General features: G+C 47.7%; 17 protein-coding genes. 12 read left to right on the forward strand and 5 right to left on the reverse strand.

What is annotated here, in order from left to right; all coding sequences use genetic code 11:
- Positions 1 to 53: 53 nt before the first annotated feature.
- Together MHB43_RS08645 and MHB43_RS08650 are read left to right on the forward strand one after the other, a co-directional pair.
- Positions 54 to 479 (forward strand): GNAT family N-acetyltransferase, encoded by a 426-nt coding sequence (locus MHB43_RS08645; protein WP_221822766.1) that lies wholly within the window; start codon positions 54 to 56, stop codon positions 477 to 479.
- A 36-nt stretch (positions 480 to 515) separates the two neighbouring features.
- Entirely contained in the window at positions 516 to 956 is a 441-nt protein-coding gene (locus MHB43_RS08650) for a GNAT family N-acetyltransferase (protein WP_339307546.1), read from the forward strand.
- 219 nt (positions 957 to 1,175) lie between these two features.
- On the opposite strand, the gene MHB43_RS08655 is transcribed toward MHB43_RS08650, so the two are convergent.
- From MHB43_RS08655 to MHB43_RS08670, 4 genes are read right to left on the reverse strand one after another with little or no spacing between them, the layout of a single operon-like run.
- Positions 1,176 to 2,285 (reverse strand): erythromycin esterase family protein, encoded by a 1,110-nt coding sequence (locus tag MHB43_RS08655; protein ID WP_405131754.1) that lies wholly within the window; start codon positions 2,283 to 2,285, stop codon positions 1,176 to 1,178.
- 36 nt (positions 2,286 to 2,321) lie between these two features.
- Entirely contained in the window at positions 2,322 to 2,558 is a 237-nt protein-coding gene (locus tag MHB43_RS08660) for a hypothetical protein (protein WP_405131755.1), read from the reverse strand.
- A gap of 60 nt (positions 2,559 to 2,618) precedes the next feature.
- On the reverse strand, positions 2,619 to 2,822 hold the full coding sequence (locus tag MHB43_RS08665; RefSeq protein ID WP_175399435.1) for a helix-turn-helix transcriptional regulator: 204 nt from the start codon (positions 2,820 to 2,822) through the stop codon (positions 2,619 to 2,621).
- 23 nt (positions 2,823 to 2,845) lie between these two features.
- Positions 2,846 to 3,352, reverse strand: a complete 507-nt coding sequence (locus MHB43_RS08670) for a DUF6773 family protein (RefSeq protein ID WP_339183357.1) — start codon at positions 3,350 to 3,352, stop codon at positions 2,846 to 2,848.
- 297 nt (positions 3,353 to 3,649) lie between these two features.
- On the opposite strand from MHB43_RS08670, the gene MHB43_RS08675 reads away from it, so the two are divergent.
- Both MHB43_RS08675 and MHB43_RS08680 read left to right on the forward strand, forming a co-directional pair.
- Positions 3,650 to 4,870, forward strand: coding sequence for an RtcB family protein (locus tag MHB43_RS08675; protein WP_405131756.1), 1,221 nt, complete (start codon positions 3,650 to 3,652; stop codon positions 4,868 to 4,870).
- 250 nt (positions 4,871 to 5,120) lie between these two features.
- Positions 5,121 to 6,299 (forward strand): DUF4272 domain-containing protein, encoded by a 1,179-nt coding sequence (locus tag MHB43_RS08680; RefSeq protein ID WP_405131757.1) that lies wholly within the window; start codon positions 5,121 to 5,123, stop codon positions 6,297 to 6,299.
- Between the two features lie 139 nt (positions 6,300 to 6,438).
- Here MHB43_RS08680 and MHB43_RS08685 read toward each other — a convergent pair whose 3' ends face one another.
- On the reverse strand, positions 6,439 to 7,479 hold the full coding sequence (locus tag MHB43_RS08685; RefSeq protein WP_405131758.1) for a LacI family DNA-binding transcriptional regulator: 1,041 nt from the start codon (positions 7,477 to 7,479) through the stop codon (positions 6,439 to 6,441).
- Between the two features lie 525 nt (positions 7,480 to 8,004).
- On the opposite strand from MHB43_RS08685, the gene MHB43_RS08690 reads away from it, so the two are divergent.
- The 8 genes from MHB43_RS08690 (at position 8,005) to MHB43_RS08725 (ending at position 19,868) form a co-directional block, all read left to right on the forward strand.
- Entirely contained in the window at positions 8,005 to 9,387 is a 1,383-nt protein-coding gene (locus MHB43_RS08690) for an ABC transporter substrate-binding protein (protein WP_405131759.1), read from the forward strand.
- A gap of 125 nt (positions 9,388 to 9,512) precedes the next feature.
- On the forward strand, positions 9,513 to 12,440 hold the full coding sequence (locus tag MHB43_RS08695; RefSeq protein ID WP_405131760.1) for an extracellular solute-binding protein: 2,928 nt from the start codon (positions 9,513 to 9,515) through the stop codon (positions 12,438 to 12,440).
- Positions 12,441 to 12,515: 75 nt separating this feature from the next.
- Positions 12,516 to 13,427 (forward strand): carbohydrate ABC transporter permease, encoded by a 912-nt coding sequence (locus tag MHB43_RS08700; RefSeq protein WP_047842211.1) that lies wholly within the window; start codon positions 12,516 to 12,518, stop codon positions 13,425 to 13,427.
- 2 nt (positions 13,428 to 13,429) lie between these two features.
- Complete coding sequence (locus tag MHB43_RS08705) at positions 13,430 to 14,293, forward strand: carbohydrate ABC transporter permease (protein ID WP_339183371.1); 864 nt, start codon at positions 13,430 to 13,432, stop codon at positions 14,291 to 14,293.
- A gap of 11 nt (positions 14,294 to 14,304) precedes the next feature.
- Positions 14,305 to 15,771, forward strand: a complete 1,467-nt coding sequence (locus tag MHB43_RS08710; protein WP_405131761.1) for a gluconolactonase — start codon at positions 14,305 to 14,307, stop codon at positions 15,769 to 15,771.
- Entirely contained in the window at positions 15,752 to 16,372 is a 621-nt protein-coding gene (locus tag MHB43_RS08715; RefSeq protein ID WP_339183375.1) for a YIP1 family protein, read from the forward strand. Before MHB43_RS08710 ends, MHB43_RS08715 begins: the two co-directional genes overlap by 20 nt.
- A 14-nt stretch (positions 16,373 to 16,386) precedes the next feature.
- Positions 16,387 to 18,972, forward strand: coding sequence for a DUF5696 domain-containing protein (locus MHB43_RS08720; protein ID WP_339183377.1), 2,586 nt, complete (start codon positions 16,387 to 16,389; stop codon positions 18,970 to 18,972).
- On the forward strand, positions 18,969 to 19,868 hold the full coding sequence (locus MHB43_RS08725) for a carbohydrate ABC transporter permease (RefSeq protein ID WP_076209260.1): 900 nt from the start codon (positions 18,969 to 18,971) through the stop codon (positions 19,866 to 19,868). Before MHB43_RS08720 ends, MHB43_RS08725 begins: the two co-directional genes overlap by 4 nt.
- Positions 19,869 to 19,882: the final 14 nt, after the last annotated feature.

The raw sequence follows: 19,882 nt of genomic DNA on the forward strand, positions 1-19,882 counted from the left end.
AATATGCAAGAAATGAATGAGGCTGTGAGTAATGATGATAGGGGGAGAAGAGGATGTCCCAAATCAATATCAATCCAAGTACTTCAAAGGATTCAGAGTATGTTCGCCAGCAATTAGTCGCATATAATGCTGCACATGTGAGCGAGGAATTAAGGCATCGGTACGAAGAATTGAATTTCAATATCAAAAATGAGACTGGCGAGATTGTTGCAGGTGTGCTTAGTACACTTTGCTGGAACTGGCTGGAGGTTGATATTCTTTGGGTGGATTCTGAACAACGGCATCGGGGATATGGTTCACAGTTGTTGCTTGAAGTTGAGCGAATTGCACGAGAGAAATCTTGTGATTTTGTCATGTTGAACACTTTCTCCTATCAAGCACCGGAATTTTACAAGAAACATGGCTACCAATTGATCACAACGATCGAGAATGCACCGACTGGACACAGTCATTATTATTTTAAAAAGGACCTTACTTAAGACAAAGCATGCGAAATAGGAAAAATCAGGAGGGTTATGATGATTACCATTAAAGGAATCAAACTTGAAGATTTACCGGCACTAAGCCAGCTATACAATGAGTTGATGGGAACGCCTACCAATGAGCAACAGATGAAAAAGATGTTTCATTACATACAACAGAATGGTCATTATCATGTGCTTGGAGCATTTTACAATGACAGGCTGGTCGGGTCCGTTATGGGGATTGAGTGTATGGATCTGGTGGGTCCATGCAAACCGTTCATGGTTGTGGAGAATGTGATTGTATCGGATCAGGTACGCAGGCAGGGCATTGGGCAGAGGTTAATGCTCCAGATTGAGCGGATTGCCAAAGATATGGGTTGTGGTTACATGATTCTGGTGTCTGGTGATCAGCGTAAGGAAGCACATATATTTTATGAGAAGTTAGGTTTCAAGGATGAGAAGGTTCAGGGTTACCGGAAGCATCTTAATTGACTATTCTTCCTGTTTTCGTGACCGAAAACAGCGATTGTTATTAGCTAACACATCGACGTGGAGTTATGGTGCAGTCGACCAAGGTAAATAGAGACACGTGAGTTGGAAAACAAAAAAAAGAGAGCTGGCAGCTCTCTTTTTGTATTTATTCCTTGCTTTGTTCTTTGGAGCCGGATGAGGATGATCGAATATATTGCGGTGGATGAACATCATCAATCATTAAAATGCCGTCATACTGATCGCGTGGGACAAAACTCTCAGGATCATGCCCCAGCTGTATGCAAATCGTGGTTCGAACATCCATGAGTTGCCTGTTTCCCTGTTCTGATACCGCAGGTCCAGAAAACTGTAGGGTGTATTCGTTGCTGACATGATGCCTTCAATGGAACCGGGTTTTGCCGGCTCAACGGCATGAAGTCCGCCGGAATTATCGGCCGTTTGACCGCTGGATGCATACAATCCCAAAACATAACTTGATTTTTTCATTTCTTCCGAAAGTTTTTCTCCCATCATGGTTATGGGATAGGGCGAGCCCATGACTTCGCTATGCGCCTTTCTTATGTGATCGTTATGTCCCCATACAATAAATTTTTCGTTGGGATACACTTCGGTAGCGAGCCACATGAGATTGTCATGCATCGCCTGATCACGCCACTCCATGGAATCAAAAAACGACTCATATTTTCCTTCATTCATTTCAGCCGTTGCACGGATCGAAAGATCGACATATTCCCTTGCTACACGAATTCGATCACTGAGGCTTCGCTCCAGCAGCATGGAAAGTTTCGGTTGATCCGGGTATTCTATTTGCAGATAGGCCTGGTTAGATTTGGATTTCAGGGATTGAAGGACATCTTTGTATACCTTGATAATTTCATTTTTCTCAGCGCGATAGGCTTTCAGATCCGTTCCGGCAGAGAAATTGGACATCTTTTGTTCCGTTTGTGCGAGTCGCTTGGCGAGCTCTTTATCCTTCAGCCAGTTACCGTCCAACAGTGGGAATTGCAGTTGCATATCGAAACCGGTTAGAATCAGGGGTCGTTCAGTCTGTGCGCTCGTTTTGAGATAATCGAATAAAGGCATGATTTCCTTGGACCACCAGACGCCGAAGATGGAGTTTTTCATCGTTTGTTCGGGAAGTTGCTGTTTTACCATGGTATTAGCAAGCGATGTGTTGGAAAGACCGCTTTCAAAGGCAAGAATGTTGTATCCCATTTCCTGATGCAAAAACTGGATCAGCCGGGTCTTCGCCAGATTAAATTCGGCAACCCCATGGGAGCTTTCACCCAGAAACACAATTCGCTTGTCATAGAGTAGAGGTTTCAGCATCTCCAGATCCGAGAAGGAATCGGGCTCCTGACCTGTCTACACAGGCTGGATGCTATCCAGTCGATATGTGTGATCTCTAGCCCATTCGTTCCATTCTGCAATTTTCTCATCCGATGTTTTTGCGGATTGTACCTGAGTTACTTGCCCCTGAATGGTCTCCATGGTAGCTGATGCTGCAGCACCTGCAAGCCCTGTTGGATAGAGCGAACATGCCAGTATGGCGGTAGTCAGAGCAAGTAAAGCACCCATTTTTCTTTTCCTGAAATAGATCAAAATAATGCCTCCTGCATCATGTGCGTGATAATAAATGATTTCGTAATGGAACCATCCGGCTTATGTCTGCTCTTCGTCCCAGAACAGGTCATTCAGTGTTCTTGAGAGTGCCTTGCATATGGCAATACATAAGCTGAGGGACGGATTATACTTTCCCAGTTCAATGAGACCAATGGTTTGCCTCGATACACCAACGATCCGTGCCAGATCGTCCTGCGATAGATCCTTTTCGACCCGGGCGACTTTTAATCGTATATTTTTCATGCCCATTCACCCTTGTATCCTTTCTATGAATCCCACTGATCTTTTCGAGCGGCTTTTTGACTCGCCTTGTTTGCGAAGTGATGAACGATGACATTGAATCCTGCAAAGAGCGGAATATAAAGCAGCAGTGAAATAATAAAAACGAGGAAGAAAAACCACCACTTCTCATTCGCCGTTTCGGCAAACAAAACAGAACTTCGGATGCCCAGGAACAAGGCCATAGAAAAACCGATAACAAGACCCGTAATTATGTTGCGCAGGCTATATGAAATTTTGCTCGTCTGGTCATGGACCTCAACTTCATCCGAATAAATGCCCAGCATGACGGAACGAATTCCGAAATAGATACTTCCTGCGAGAAGTACGATCACTTCCGTCAGCATGGAGTAAGTCTCCCAACTGAGAAAGCTTTTGATCAGGATGGAGATGCCGCAGATCCACATGATTAAAGTGTAAGCTTCCTTATACACCTTGTTTTTCAGATTGACGATACGCTCATCCTGATTGCCATTTGTTTTAAACCATTTCATGATTGACCTCTCCTTCATAGAGATTGAAAATAATGTGGTAAATATTTCTTATGAGCTTCATGATAATATTATTTGAGTCTTTTTGCAATATATATATGTCATTTTGTTTGGTATAAAATACAATCTGTGAAAAAAAACTAATCTAAAGTTACACAATAACGTACAGCGATTGGTAGAGGATACTGCAATCGAAATGGCAATGTGTATCATCCAGCAGGAATTGATTTACTGCCCATATGGCATAAATTTTGGTAATATATACAAAGTGTTTGATAAGACAGGAGGTTTATATAGAGTATGAGAATCGTGGATAACATTAAAGTCTGGGGGGAGCCGCTGGAGAACGCCGTAAGTCAGGCGGTGACTTGCTCGCAACATGGAGATGTACTGGGTGTGGCTCTGATGGCCGACCATCACAAAGGCTACTCGCAACCCATCGGTGGTGTTGTCGCTTACCGGAATATGATCAGTCCGTCAGGTGTCGGATACGATATTGCCTGTGGCAACAAGGCTGTGCGCACAAATCTGATGTGGGACGATATTCGGGATCAGATTGTAAAGATTATGGATGACATCAATTCGACCATATCTTTCGGTGTGGGCCGCAATAATCCAACACCCGTGGATCATGAGCTGTTCGACGACGCGAGCTGGAAGCTGTTTGATACCATTGAACCGGGATTACAACATAAGCTGAAGACACTCGCACGCAACCAGCTTGGAACTGTAGGCAGTGGCAATCATTTTGTGGATATTTTTGTAGAAGAGACAACGGGAAAGGTATGGATCGCGAATCATTTTGGCAGTCGCGGGTTCGGTCACAAAGTGGCGAGTGGATTCCTTAACCTCGCTGCAGGACGCGAGTTCAGTGGCAAAGCTCCTGGTGAATCGATGGATCAGCCGCCTACATTGTTTGACCTAAATAGCGAAATGGGTGATATGTATTGGGACGCAATGACTTTGGCGGGCCGGTATGCCTATGCAGGACGAGACTATGTCATTGAACAGGTGCTTGGAATTCTCGGGGCAAGTGCTGAATATGCCGTTCATAACCATCACAACTTTGCCTGGAAAGAACAGCACATGGGTGAAGAGGTAGTCGTGGTCCGCAAAGGCGCAACGCCGCTGGCACCCGGGCAGCTCGGTTTTGTCGGTGGAAGCATGGGAGATATCTCGGTAATTGTGGAGGGGATCCACAGCGAAGAGAATACCGAATCATTCCGCAGCACTGTGCACGGAGCAGGGCGTACGATGAGCCGAACGCAGGCGGCTGGCAAAATGAACTACAAGCTGCGCACACGCATGGGCGGTGAGATTAGTGAAGCACAGATGCATGAAGCAATTCGTGCCTATGGCGTTGAGCTCCGGGGAGCGGGCACAGACGAAAGTCCGTTTGTGTACAAAAAACTGCAAGACGTACTGAACGCACATGCCAATACGCTGAAAATCAACCATGTGCTGCGTCCCGTTGGTGTCGCCATGGCCGGAGGTAATGAATTCGATCCGTATAAGGATTAGTCATATATGTTCAACTGAACATTTACACGATAACGGAGAGGGCAGAAATAACTTGAAGAAGCGGAGCGTTCGCCTAAAAGCTTTCTAAAAGAAAGCTACATCGGAAGCATACGCTATCATCGGATTTCCCCTTTCCAAAAAAAAAGGAATAAAAAAATCTGGGGATAACAGCGATCGGAAAGTTATTCTGCCATCGGAGTGCCAGTGTAAATATTCATTAGTTGAACTATATATAGAGAGGGTGAACTTCATGAGAAATTGTGCGATATATAGCTCTCAATTTGACCTGGATCAGCTGTTTGCAGTGATTCTATCCATTTATCCTGAGGGTACGATTGAACGCCGGGAAGACAAGACCCATATTCAAGTGACGCAGAAAAAATGGCTCAGTAAGAAAACCAAAGGCTTTAATATCATGACCAGCCAGACACATCCTGAGGAATTTACGACAATGATTCAAGGGATGCTTGGTTTTTTGAGTCAGATTGAAGGGCGCAATGCTTCGCTCCAGGAAAAGGTACTGATCAAATGTTCCACATTGAATATGGTGGTTGGTATTGAGACGGAAGAGGACATATCGGAAGAATTCTTCGGCGAGTTATTGCGATTGGCGGACTCTCTGGATGCTGTTATCTTCTGGGGAGGTGGATCTCTGCTCAATGCACAAGGCCAGCTATTGCTGGATGTAAATGGAGATTCTGAGGTGGAGGATTACACCGTGACAGCACACACCAGCTTCCTGGATGGCGATACACCCCAGTCCGAGTCTGCAATTCAACGTAAAGTGCGGTCAGAGCAACGCTTAACCGAACAAGGGGTTCCGTTTAATGCGAACTTGCCCGCAAGAGCCGGAGACGAGCACACGACGATTCGGAGTGAAGCGGAGGTCGCGCGCCGTGCGGTTGCCCTATGTCTTGCCGCTCTTAAAGGTGAGTGTCTGGGAGCAGGCGAAAGTGCGGAAGATACGGCAGCGTTGGTTCAGGAAGTAATTGACAAGTATGAGGCTGAATCCTTTTTCTCACCCGTAGAGAAGAGGTTTATCGATCAGCACGGAGCAGAGCAGCAGGAGATCATATCGTTCTCCTGGGGATATGAAGCGTACCACGTGATGTTGTGGGCGCTTGGTTACGTGAAGGAACTGGGCGCACCAACGGAGTTGTGTAACGTAGGGAAGGATGTCGGTTATTTACAGCAGAAGGATAGCTTTACGGACTTTCTCACGGATGCATCCCTGCGTAACAAGAGTGAGATTCTGGATGAAGCAGATCTGATCTACCGTTACAACTGGGTGTGTGTGGATAGTCGGGTAAATGACAGAACGCCTCCCGCTGGTTTGAATGGTGGGGTGGCCTATGAACGTCACCGTGCATTGAACTGGCTGATCTGTTACCTGGATCAGGACTGGGATGATGTGCGCACGGATACGTAGAACGGCCCAACATAAAATAATCAAGCCAAATAACCCAAAAGCCGTATGATTACACGGTTAAAGGGGTATTTGGCTTGCTGTTCTGTGTGGCATAAGTGTTATTCCATCTCACATATGTACCACCATGTATCCTACCTTATTAGCCGCTATGCCGGCTGAACTGTTCACGAATAATAACGTCAGCAAGAATCAGCTTTTTCTCTACGCTGCTCTCTGGGTTCGCAATGCGCCATAACATCTGATCCACTGCACGCGCACCGAGCAACTCCTTGTTCACATTAACTGTGGCAAGTAATGGGATATTGTCGTATAGATTATCAAATCCCGTGACAACACACTGATCGGGTACACGAATACCCATACTCTCAAGGGCTTCTATGGTGTATAGCCCATAGAAATCATTCGCACATACAAAAACTTCAGGCAGGTTATCCTCACTGATCACCGAAGTGAACGTCTGGCGGAACTCATCCAATGCCTGATTACTCAACTCGGGAATCTGATGTATTTCCATCCCATGACCCATGAGCACAGAAGTATACGCAATCCAGCGTTCATAGAAGCTATGAGCATCCCCGATATTGCCAACAAACTGGAATGTTTTGAAGCCCTTGCGGAGCAAATAGAGCATGATCTCTCGCATGGATGCAAAGTTATCGGTGAATATGCTGTCACTGTGAAAAACAGGGTCCAGATGATCCACCATCACAACCGGAATACTGAGCCGTTTGATTTCAAGCAGAATCGGGGTAGAGATAGAGCCAACGGTAATGATTCCTCGAATGGCATCCGGGTTGAGCAGGGTAAATAGCTGGTCTGCTGAGGGTTCCGTCAAGGTCAGAATATTAATCCCTTTTTGGTTCAGCTTGGAAGAAATCCCGTTAAAGACGGGTCCCCAGTATACGGAGTCTTGATTTTGATACCGAACATTGGGGAACAAAATCAAGATCGTTCCGCTTGAACGTGTGTTCTTCGGTTCCTGAAGTTCATGGTTGTTATACAGGTCACCAGACAACATGCTGTTATCTTTGAAATATCCAAGTTTGCCAGCGGCCTTGAGAATGACATCCCTCGTTTGATCGCTAACTCCCGATTTTCCAGACAAAGCTCGTGACACCGCGAATTTCGACAAACCCGTAAAATGTGCAATCTCCTGAATTGTTACCTTTGTCTTCATCATACCATCCTTACACTCGTAGTTCTGCCGTATTCCTTATTTGGAGCGATATCCAACTGATTCTAGTATAACATGATGTATTTCTCTTAATCTAATAACGGACAGAGAATTCAAAATGTTAGTGATGTACAGTATTTTAGGATGAACGTTCAACATGACGGTAAGCATATTTTCAGATAGAATGACGAATTTTGTCTGCTTAATTATTATTTTGTTATTTTATAAAAATAACAAAATAAACAAAGTTATAACATGGTTTTAATAAGTGTGTACTTAGAGTCCAGGATATTGAATAAGCTGTAATACAGCTAAAATATAGCTTTATAAGCATTTTATCAGAATAATTAGAAAATGTTAACAACAAAAATGTTGACGCTTACATTTTGCTGTGTTAAATTTTGTTTGTCAAAAACAAACAAGAAAATAACAAATGGTGGTGGTCTTTTATTTTCGATTGGTTGATGAGCGGGGTTAATGATTTAGAGTGGACCATGATTGGCATACACATTCGGGGAGGTTGTTAAAATCATGATGAGAAGATGGAATGTTCTACCTCTGATGTTATTGGCTGTGATTCTTTTTGTATCCGCTTGCAGTGGTGGGGGGACAACGCAGACGGGGACTGATGCAGAGGGAACAACGAATTCAGGCAACAGCACCGAAGTCGCTGAAACAGAGAAAGAAGACGTAGCGGAAGAAGTTATGGCGAATGTGCCTGATCTGGGTGGGCGTGTCATCAAGGTCGCGGCCTGGTGGGACTTGAAACCGGCGGGAGAGACGGCCTCCGATAAGGCCAGACTTGATAAAATTGCAGAGGTCGAGAAGAAATACAACGTAAAACTGGAGTTTGTTAACGTACCTTTTGAAGAATACATGAACAAATTCACAACGTCTGCACTGGCTGGCGAACCGTTCGCCGACATCGTTCAGATGGAGTACAAATCCGCACTACCCGCCATCCTCAAAGGGCAACTGTTGCCCATCTCCGAATTCACTACACCTGAGAATAACATCAACCAAGAGGCTAATCTGATTGCAAAATTTCCTGCCATTGCAGGCAACGAATATGCCTTCGAATCTCCGACCAGCATTGGTCTGGGACTTCACTATAACCGTGACTTGTTCAAAAAATTATCTTTGCCTGATCCGCAGGAACTGTATAACCAAGGCAAATGGGATTGGGACAAATTCATGGAACTTGCCAAACAGGCAACCAAAGATACCAATAACGACGGCAAAACAGATGTATACGGATTTTCTGGCTGGGCCCTTGATGTCGTTCGTCATTTTACTGCAGCCAACGGTGGAACCATCGTGGATGATACAAATAGCAAAGAAGGATTATCCGATCCGAAAACGATTGAAGCTGCTGAATTCGTCAAACGCCTGTATAACGTGGAAAATGTCGTGAAGGTCAAAACCGGCGACAAAACCAATTGGGAGGAAAGCAATACGTTCAAGGATGGAGACGTAGCTCTGTTCACTGCTGCTGAATGGCAGTTGGGCGATCTCACCTTTGCTGTCGGCGTTGTGCCGATTCCGAATGGGCCACAGGGTAGCAAAGAGGTAACGTATGCAAACAACGCGGCATCGGCGAAGTTCATTCCGAAAGGTGTGGAGGATCCGAAGATCGTCTACCAAATCTATGAAGAGACCTTCGACATCCCGCAGATCGAAGAGTATCCAGGTCAAGATTATTTGGAGAGTCGTTATACCGATGAGAAGGATATTGCGATCATTCGCGAGCACATCGCTGGAACGGGCCGCATTTTACTGGATGATGCTTACACGGGTTACCCATTTGGAGATTACGTGAATGATATCATCAAAAACAACGCTTCCGTGACAGCAACAGCCGAGAAATACAAAGCACAGGCACAAGCTGCCATTGATAAACTCGGCAAACAATAATCACACTTATCACCAGCAAACGATTCAGGCAGGGGCTCGTGTCGGCAATGTTGCACGAAGTCCCTTTTTCCTGAACCACCAAATCGGCATTGCTGGCATCAGCCTTGATGAGGAGGACTCGTAGGATGGCTGGAATTCTACAACGTATGACATGGATATTGTCCACAGTAATCATCGTGGCGGCAGCCTGTATCATTCTATATGTAACTTCCGGCGCTGATGGAAAGAGTGCAAACACTCCGCCTGGCAGTCTGCCTGCCATTGAAGTGGATGCAGTCTTGCAGCAGACCCGGCAGAAAAAGGGATACGAACAGTATCGATCCGGAACGGATCAGGCTACACAGCCGAATGTGGACATCACCATTGAAGCAGCAGATTACATAAAAGCCGAAGGTGAGGACGTCCGCAAACTGACTAATTATGAGGGAATGGATGGTGTATCTCTCCATACCGGAGAGACCGGACAAGTCGATTGGACCATTAACGTGCCGGAGACCGGGCTGTATAACCTGTCCGCCACCTATTATCCCGTTGAAGGCAAGAGTTCGGCCATTGAGCGTGCATTGTACATTGATGGTGAACTCCCTTTTGCGGAAGCTGCCTATTTGCAGTTTGACCGGGTGTGGGCCAATGAGAAAGATGTTGTTGAGCAGGACAATCAAGGTAATGACCTTCGCCCGAGACAAGTGGAGCAACCACGCTGGATGGAAGAAACGTTTCAGGACTCAGACGGGTACGAACAGACTCCATTCAAGTTTTATTTGGAAAAAGGGGAACACACGCTAACACTAAAATCATCGCGTGAACCCATGGTGATTCGGTCCATTCGTCTTTTCAATGAGAAGACAGCTGTTCCTTACGCGGAAACTGCAGGTGCACAACAGTCGGATTCCTCCGGGCAGCCGAAGGATGTACTTATTCGCATTGAAGGAGAAGCCGCGATTGCCAAATCTTCACCTACGTTATACCCGACCAGCGAAAGGTCAAGTTCTGCTGTATCTCCTTACAGCGCTTCCCAGGTACGCATTAATACGATTGGCGGCTTTAACTGGCGTCTGCCAGGACAATGGATCGAATGGGAAGTGGATGTGCCGGAGAGTGGACTGTATCATATCGGTTTTACCGGACAGCAGAATTTTGTCAAAGGCATCTACTCCACACGCAAGCTCACCATTGATGGTGAAGTTCCGTTTGCAGAGATGGCCAAAGCCCCTTTCCGTTATCAGAGTGATTATCGCATTGACGTCATGGGCGGCAAGGAAGCATACAAGTTTCACTTGGACAAAGGAAAACATATGCTGCGGCTGGAGAACAGCCTCGGAGATTTTGCATCTCTTATCCGCAATGTGGAGGACAGTCTGTACAACTTGAACTCCATGTACCGACGTATTCTGATGATTACAGGCACGAAGCCTGATGAATTCCGGGATTATCGGGTGGAAAAACAGATTCCGAACCTGCTGGAAGTGTTCAGCGGGGAAAGTAAACGACTCAAAGACGTGGCCGCACAGCTTCGTCTTCTGTCAGGACAGTCTAGCGATCAGGAAGCACTGATCAAGACCATGGCGTTGCAACTGGACGAGATGATTGACAAGCCGGATACCATTCCAAGACGGCTTGCGGCTTATAAAACCAACACGGGTGGTCTCGGAACATGGGTGCAGCAGGCACGAGAGCAACCCCTTGAGATCGACGCACTGTACGTCACTTCGATCGACCAAGATATTCCCGGAACGGGTATGGGGCCACTCGCGAAGCTCGGTCATGAAGCGAAGATATTCTATCATTCGTTCTTCATTGATTATAACCAGATCGGCAATGTAGCGACATCGGAAGATCAGCGCACGGTAACGGTCTGGATTGGTAGCGGACGAGACCAGGCGAATACGATGAAGGCGATGATTGACAAGACCTTCACACCAGACAGTGGCATTAACGTGAATCTGAAGCTGGTCAACATGGGAACCTTGCTGCCAGCGACTTTGTCTGGTGAAGGACCGGATGTAGCGATGCAGATCGGTAATGATCTGCCGGTGAACTTTGCGATGCGGAACTCGGCTGTAGATCTGACGCAATTCAGTGATTATAGCACCGTGGAACAGGAGTTCAGGGAAAGTGCAATTGTACCGTATGCCTATGATTCTGGCGTATATGCCCTACCGGAAACACAGACCTTTAACATGCTGTTTTATCGTAAAGACGTGCTCGAAGAACTCGGACTTGAAGTGCCTCAGAACTGGGAGGATGTCGAGGCTTTACTCGCGATTCTGAGCAAGAATCACATGGAATTCGGCATGCCGGTTGTGACCCAGGCGAATATGCAGGGTGTCAATATTCCGCCGAACTCGCAGTATGCAACGATGCTGCTCCAGAACGGCGGCGCCTTCTATCGTAACGATGACAAGGAATCGGATCTGGATTCCCGGATCGGAATCGAGACCTTCAAGCAGTGGACCGAATTCTATACCGATTACAAGCTGGAGCGGGAATATGATTTTGCCAACCGTTTCCGGACAGGACAGATGCCTATTGGACTAACGGATTACACCATGTACAACCAGTTGTCTGTATTTGCACCGGAGATTCGCGGACTATGGGGATTCGTTCCTGTCCCGGGAACCGTTCAGGCAGATGGTACCTTGAATCGGGACGTCCCGGGTGGAGGCAGCGCTGTCATGATGCTGGAGAGTGCCAAGGATCAGGACGCGGCCTGGGAGTTCATGAAGTGGTGGACCAGTACACCGATTCAGGCGGAATTCGGACGGGAGATGGAAGGACTGATGGGTGCGGCTGCCCGTTATCCAACGGCCAACATCAAGGCACTGGATTCCCTACCTTGGCCTGCGGAGGATTACGCCAATCTCAAGGCACAATTCGAAACGGTGAAGGGCATTCCTGAAGTACCCGGTGGTTATTTTACAGGCCGCCATCTGTTTAATGCATTTTACAAAACCGTTGTTGGCCAAGTGGAAGCCAGGGAATCCATCATGGATTATACCCAATATATTCAGGACGAGATTCGCGTCAAACGTAATGAATTTGGTCTTCCGTAAGCAGAGGGAGGGTTAATCGTGCCACAAATATCACTCCGAGACGGACAAAACAGTCCTCCTGAGAAAGCGTCAAGGATGGGCATGAAATCGTGGTGGAGCTGGAAACTCCAGGAAATGAAGGCCAGCAAACATTCCTATGTTCTGCTTGCACCTTATATGCTCCTGTTCCTCATGTTTACCGTGATTCCGGTTGTCATCTCGATCATACTCAGCTTCACCTACTTTAACATGCTGGAATTTCCACGTTTTATTGGCTGGCAGAACTATACCCGCCTGTTTCTGGAGGATGATGTATTCCTGATTGCGATCAAGAATACGCTGCTGTTTGCCATCATTACCGGGCCGATCAGTTATATTGCCTGTTTTGTCTTCGCGTGGATCATTAATGAGTTAACTCCGAAATGGAGAGCGTTCATGACGCTGATCTTCTACGCGCCCTCCATTTCGGGCAATGTGTATTTTATCTGGCTGATGATTTTCTCGGGAGATCGTTATGGTATTGCTAATGGGCTCTTGATCAAATGGGGTTTTCTGCTGGAGCCGATCCAATGGCTGAAGACAGAAGCTTACATTATGCCCATCCTCATTCTCGTGCAGCTGTGGCTGAGTCTGGGAACCGGATTTCTGGCGTTTATCGCCGGTTTGCAGACTGTAGACCGGACGTTATATGAAGCAGGAGCGGTAGATGGGATCAAAAATCGCTGGCAGGAACTATGGTACATTACCCTGCCTTCGATGCGTCCACAGTTGATGTTCGGCGCAGTCATTCAGCTGACAACCTCGTTTGCCGTGGCCGATGTGTCGATCGCGCTGGCCGGGTTCCCAAGCGTGAACTATGCAGCAGAGACTGTGGTGACCCATTTGATCGACTTTGGCACAACACGATTTGAGATGGGCTACGCATCGGCGATTGCCACCGTGCTGTTCATGATTATGGTGGGCACCAACTTGCTGGTACAGAAACTGCTTCGAAGGGTGGGAGAATAGCTATGGCTGCAATTGCGACAGGCAAAAAGCGGGTGAATCGCTCGCTATCGGGAAGCCTCTCCCTGTTTGCCCTTCTGCTCGTATTCGGTGCTTTCATGGTACTGCCGTTGATCTATGCGATCAACAATGCATTCAAACCTTTAGATGAAATCTTCACCTTTCCACCAACGTTGTTTGTCAGAAATCCCACGTTCAGCAACTTTACGGATCTGCTGAATCTGCTGAGTGACTCGTGGGTGCCGTTCTCACGTTATATATTCAACACGGTATTTATTACAGGTATCGGAATTGTAGGCCATGTGCTGCTAGCTTCCGCAGCGGCCTACCCACTTGCCAAACACAAGTTTCCAGGCAAAGTATTCATGTTCCAGGTGGTCGTACTCTCACTGATGTTCACACCAGCGGTGACAGCCATTCCGAACTATATGATCATGTCATGGCTCGGATGGATCGATACCTACTGGGCCGTCATTATTCCGGCATTTGCCTATTCACTCGGGTTGTATCTGATGAAACAGTTCATGGAGCAGATCCCGGATGCGCTGCTGGAAGCAGCCAAGATTGATGGTGCCAGTGAATACCGGATCTTCTGGTCCATTGTGATGCCCAATGTGAAGCCAGCCTGGCTTACATTGATCATTCTGCTGTTCCAGATGTTGTGGGGCAGTGATGGGAATGGATACATCTACAGTGAGCAGCTCAAGACCCTGCATTATGCAGCGGGTCAGATTATTCAGGGCGGCATATCCCGGGCAGGAGCGGGTGCTGCGGTAGCACTGATTTTGATGAGTGTGCCGATCACGCTATTTATTTTCTCTCAGAGCCGAATCATTGAGACAATGGCGAGCTCGGGCATGAAGGATTAAGGGGGAACGATATGGCACGCACAGTGAAAAGATGGCTTGTTCTCCTGGCGGCAGTATCTCTGCTGCTGGTGAATGCCGTGCCTGCGGCGGCCTCCCCGGCGCCGTATGAGAGTTACAATTACAACTATTGGAAAGAGGCTGTTCCCTCACCGGATGCCTATCTGCCCGAGCGTACCCTATCAGGTCGTGACCTTGGCATTAGTGAGTTCAAAGACCCCGGTGATGTGAACGTTTCTCCCTCCGGGTTGATCTATATTTTGGATAGCGGCAACAGCCGAATTATCGTATTGGACACCAGTTTTAAGCTGCTGCGCGTCATCGATGGATTCATGATGGATGGTAGCAAGGAGACCTTCAACCTTCCGGGCGGATTGTTTGTGGATGAAGAAGAACACATCTATGTTGCCGATACGGGCAACAGTCGTGTGGTTGTCCTGGATGGAGAAGGAGCGCTGATTCATACGATCACGAAGCCTGAGTCGGATATTCTGTCGACCCAATTCCAGTTCCAGCCTTTGAAACTAACGGTGGACCATGTAGGCCGAGTGTACGTTGTGGCGCAAGGGGTCTACGAAGGGATTATGCAGTTTGACGAGAGTGGGAAATTTATCGGATATGTCGGTACGAACAAAGTGGAGCGGGACTACGGCGAATATATCTGGCGCATGTTATCGACCAAAGCCCAGCGCGCACAGATGGTCCTGTTTGTCCCAACGGAGTTCTCCAATGCGGATATCGACCACAAAGGATTTGTGTATGCAACGAATATCGATCCCGGCTCAAATGAACCGATCAAACGGCTGAATCCGTCTGGTGAAGATGTGCTGAAGCGGTTTGGTTATTACGATGTTAAAGGCGATATCCGGTTCCGCAACAATCCGGGTCCCTCCAAACTGATTGATGTAAAAGTGCTGGGTAACGGCATGTACAGTGTATTGGATGCGACACAAAACCGGGTGTTCACGTACGACGATGAAGGTCATCTGCTCTACATATACGGTGGCAAAGGAAATCAGGTGGGCACGCTCAAAACACCTGTCGCGATTGAACAATCGGGTGAGCACCACTTGGTTCTGGATCGGGGCAAGAACAACCTTGTTATCTATGAGCCAACCCGTTTTGGTGCCCGTGTGAATGAAGCGGTGGCCCTCCACTATCGGGGCGAGGACACGGAGGCCGTGAATATATGGAGAGAAGTGCTTAAGCTGAATGCCAACTATGACATCGCCTATATTGGTATCGGCAAGTCCTTATTAATGGAGAAGAAAAACGAGGAAGCGCTAGGTTACTTCGAACTTGGGATGGATCGCAAGAGTTATTCTGTGGCGTTCAAGAGGCATCGGCGGGAGATGATGAAGGAACATTTTGGTACATTCCTGACCGCTGCGATCGCGCTGATTGTCATTCTGATCCTGACCCGGGTGGCGGTTAAATGGAGACGGAGGAGGCAGGTTGATCGTGAAGCAGGATTTCATTAAGTTTCCGCTGCATCTCATTTTTCACCCCATTGATGCATTCTGGGACCTCAAGTCAGAAAACCGGGGACGGCTGTTTGTTGCTTTTGCAGCATTGGCGCTTACCATTGTCATGATGATTTTGCAAAAGCAGTACGCAGGATTTCTCGTCAATTACATCGATCCTCGTACGATTAACAGCATCATCGAGATTGCCACGGTTGCAGTGCCATTCTTTCTATGGTGCACAGCCAATTGGGCTGTAACGACCTTGATGGAAGGGGAAGGGAAATTCAGAGAAATCGTTCTGGCGACAGGATACTCGCTCATTCCGGTTATTCTGATCTATGCCCCGATGATCGTGATCAGCCGCTTCATGGTGCAGGAGGAGACTGCTTTTTATTATCTTTTTAATAGCATCGCGTTCTTCTGGTTTGTGTTGCTTTTGTTCATTGGCATGATGACGGTTCATCAGTACACCGTGATTAAAACAATCATTACGATGGTGCTAACGCTCATTGTGATGGGCATTATCGTATTCCTTGGTGCCCTCGTCTTCAGCATGCTCCAACAGTTGTACGAATTCGGTTATAACATCTACCGTGAGTTGATTTTCCGGACCTAAAGGAGGCGGCATCCGTGAACAAAAGGCAACGACTATATACGGTGCTGGCTGGTGGTGCAGCTGTAATCATGATTGCAGCGGGGCTGCTGTATATAAACAACAGGGGGGTTCCAGCCGTGGAAGCTGCGGCTTATCTGGATACAACAACCCAAGCCATGCCCGTCACGGAGGAACCGTTGCAATTCCTTGACGACTCTTCGCAGGGGGTGCCTGGTATGCAACTGGTCGCCGAAGATCAGGGATTGGCCCTGTACTACAACGAGGAGACAACAGAAATTGCAGTACGTGACGGAAAAAGTGGAGAGATCTGGTATAGCAACCCGAAAGAACGGGATGGGGATAGTCTCGCTTCCGCATATGAAAAAGAAGTGCTGTCCTCCCAGCTGAACGTGTCTTTCCGGGATGCGATGGGAACACTGGAGAACTTCCCGAATTTCAGTTCCAGCATCAGCAACAAGCAATTCACTGTGGGGCAGATCGATCAGGGGATTCGGGTGAACTATACGCTTGGTGATACGTCGCTTGGCATTGACGCACTGCCGAAGTTGATTAGCAAGCAGCGCCTGGAGGAGAAAGTGCTTTCCAAACTGGACGCTACTGTCGCAAGATACACATCTGCCCGTTATTATCCAACCAAGAACAATCCGGATATTCTGGAGCGGCTGGATGGACAGATCTCGAAGCAACTTGTGCTGAACAAGATGTTGGCAGCCTTTGAGACGGCGGGTTACACGGCGGACGATCTGGCTTTTGACAATCAGGAGAATGGTGTCGAAGGCGGAGGTGTATCGGATAAACCCAGCTTCGTGATTCCTGTGGAATACCGACTGGAGCAGGGAGCACTTGTTGTGACCGTGCCTCTGAGCCAGATAGAGGAAAGTGGGCAATACCGCATTCGGAATATTGATTTGCTCGCTTATTTTGGTGCTGCGGATACGAAGGGTAAGGGCTACATGCTCGTACCTGACGGTTCAGGCAGTCTGATCCACCTGAACAACGGGAAAACCCAGGAAGAACAGTATGTACAGCGCGTATACGGCGCAGACCCCAATGATAATTCGCTCAGTCGTCCTCAGGTTAGTGAATCCGCGTATATGCCTGTGTTTGGTCTGAAGAACGGGGAGAATGCCTGGTTTGCAGTCATTGAAAAAGGGGATGGCATTGCCAGTATCTCCGCAGATATTGGAGGCAGACAGAATAGCTACAACCATGTACACGCGACCTTCTCCCTGCGGGGTGAGGATGAATTGGAGATGTACACCTCGCAGAAAATGCAGGAGATTCAGCTACTTAGCGATGAGCCTTTCCGTGGAGATATTCAGGTCCGTTATCATTTCCTTCATGGAGAAGATGCCAGTTACTCGGGTATGGCCCGTCTGTATCAGCAGCAGTTGATCGAGCAGGATGTATTGAAGCCGCTCACAGAACAGACGGAGTTGCCGTTCTATGTGGATGTGCTTGGTGCAGTGGACAAAAAGGCTTCGTTTCTGAGTGTACCCTATCGGACCACTTTAGCCATGACCACGTACGAACAGGCTACAGAAATGGCAGCAAAGTTACAGCAGGATGGTGTGAACCGCGTACAAATGCGGTATCAGGGATGGTTTGGAGGTGGCATCAGTCATCATACGCCAACCCAGGTGAAGTTGGACAGTGAAGTGGGCAGTCGTTCCGAATTGCAGGCGTTGTCCACCAAGCTGGAGCAGTCGGGTGGATCTCTGTTCCCGGATGTGGCTTTCCAGCACATTTATCACGATGATATGCGCTTTGCTCCTTCCTCGGATGCAGCGCGTTTTGTCACAAAGGAGACAGCAGAACTGTATCCGTACAATCCTGCACTTAATCGCATGGATCAGAGTAGGGACAGCTATTATTTGCTCTCAGCGGCCAAGCTGCCTTATGTAGTGAGTGAGTTTGCTGACAAATTCAATCAACTGGACCTTGGCGGATTATCCCTTCGTGATCTCGGGCAAGTCCTGACTTCAGATTATCGGGATAGTCGGGTGATTCATCGGGAGACGGCGAAGAACATTGTGAAGGAGCAACTTGGCAAGTTGGCACAGTCCTATCCGAACCTGATGGTATCCGCAGCAAATAGCTACGCTTGGGGAAGTGCACAACATGTTGTGAATGTACCCGAAGGGTCGAGTCGGTTCAATATTACCGATGAAGAAGTTCCTTTTTATGCGATGGTCATTCATGGGTACATGAACTACGCAGCATCTCCGATGAACACGTCGGGGGATCAGGATCTCCGCAAACAGTTACTGCGCAGTCTGGAACTTGGGGCAGCTCCGTATTTTCAATGGACCTATGAACCATCATCCAAGCTGAAGCTGACGAATTATGATTCGGCATACGCAACCGAGTATGGCTATTGGGTGGATGATGCTGTTGCTTTGTATAAGCAGGCTAATGAAGTGCTGGGAGAACTGGAGAATGAGCAGATCCTGAAGCATGAACGCATTCAGGATGGCGTGGTCCGGATCACCTATACTGGGGGTACATCCATCCTTGTGAATTACAATGCGGATGCAGTAACCGTGGATGGGACAACGGTTGGCGGGACGGACTATGTGGTGGAAGGAGTGAACCGATGAGAACTATTCGATTATCGCTGAAGTCACGGAGAGCGCTGCTTGGACTTGCATTTATATCGCCGTGGCTGATCGGTTTCATCTTCCTCTTTGCCACGCCACTCCTGCAATCCATCAGGTTCAGCCTGAGTAACCTGTCTGTTGCTCCGGGCGGATACGTCCTGGAATACGTCGGATTTAAAAATTTCAAGGATGCGCTTCTGGTTGACGCGACGTTCAACCGGATTCTGGTTGATTCGGTTGGAGCAATGCTGCTGAATGTGCCGATGATACTGTTTTTCAGTTTGTTCACGGCGACACTGCTTAACCAGAAGTTCAGAGGCAGAACGATGGCGCGTGCAATCTTCTTTTTGCCGGTTATTCTGGCTTCCAGTGCAGTTGCAGCAGCTGAGTCTGCGGGATTAATCAATCTGATGGGAGATGCAAGTGCGGTCGATGCATCTGCTGATGGCGGGGCTTCGTTCAATGTGGTATCCATTGTGCGTATGCTGGCGGATGTGGGATTGCCGATGGCCTATGTGGATTACATTGTAGAAGCCATCATGCGGATCTATGAGATTATTAGCAGCTCTGGTGTCCAGATTCTGATCTTCCTCGCCGCGCTGCAATCGGTACCGGGATCGATGTATGAGGTTGCAAAGATCGAAGGGGCGACAGCCTATGAATCATTCTGGAAGATTACATTTCCCATGGTCAGTCCGTTGATTCTGACAAATGTCATCTATACCATTATTGATTCCTTTGCCGGAAGTCCGGTCACACAAGCTATCTATCAGACCGCATTCAAAACCCAGAACTTTGGCTTAAGCTCGGCGATGTCCTGGTTATATACCTTGGTGATTGGCCTTGTACTGATCGTAGTGGGCTGGGTGTTGTCACGGCGGGTTCATTACAACTGACGGTTAACGTTGAG

The organism is Paenibacillus sp. FSL H8-0317 (assembly GCF_045040685.1).
Lineage (GTDB): Bacteria > Bacillota > Bacilli > Paenibacillales > Paenibacillaceae > Paenibacillus.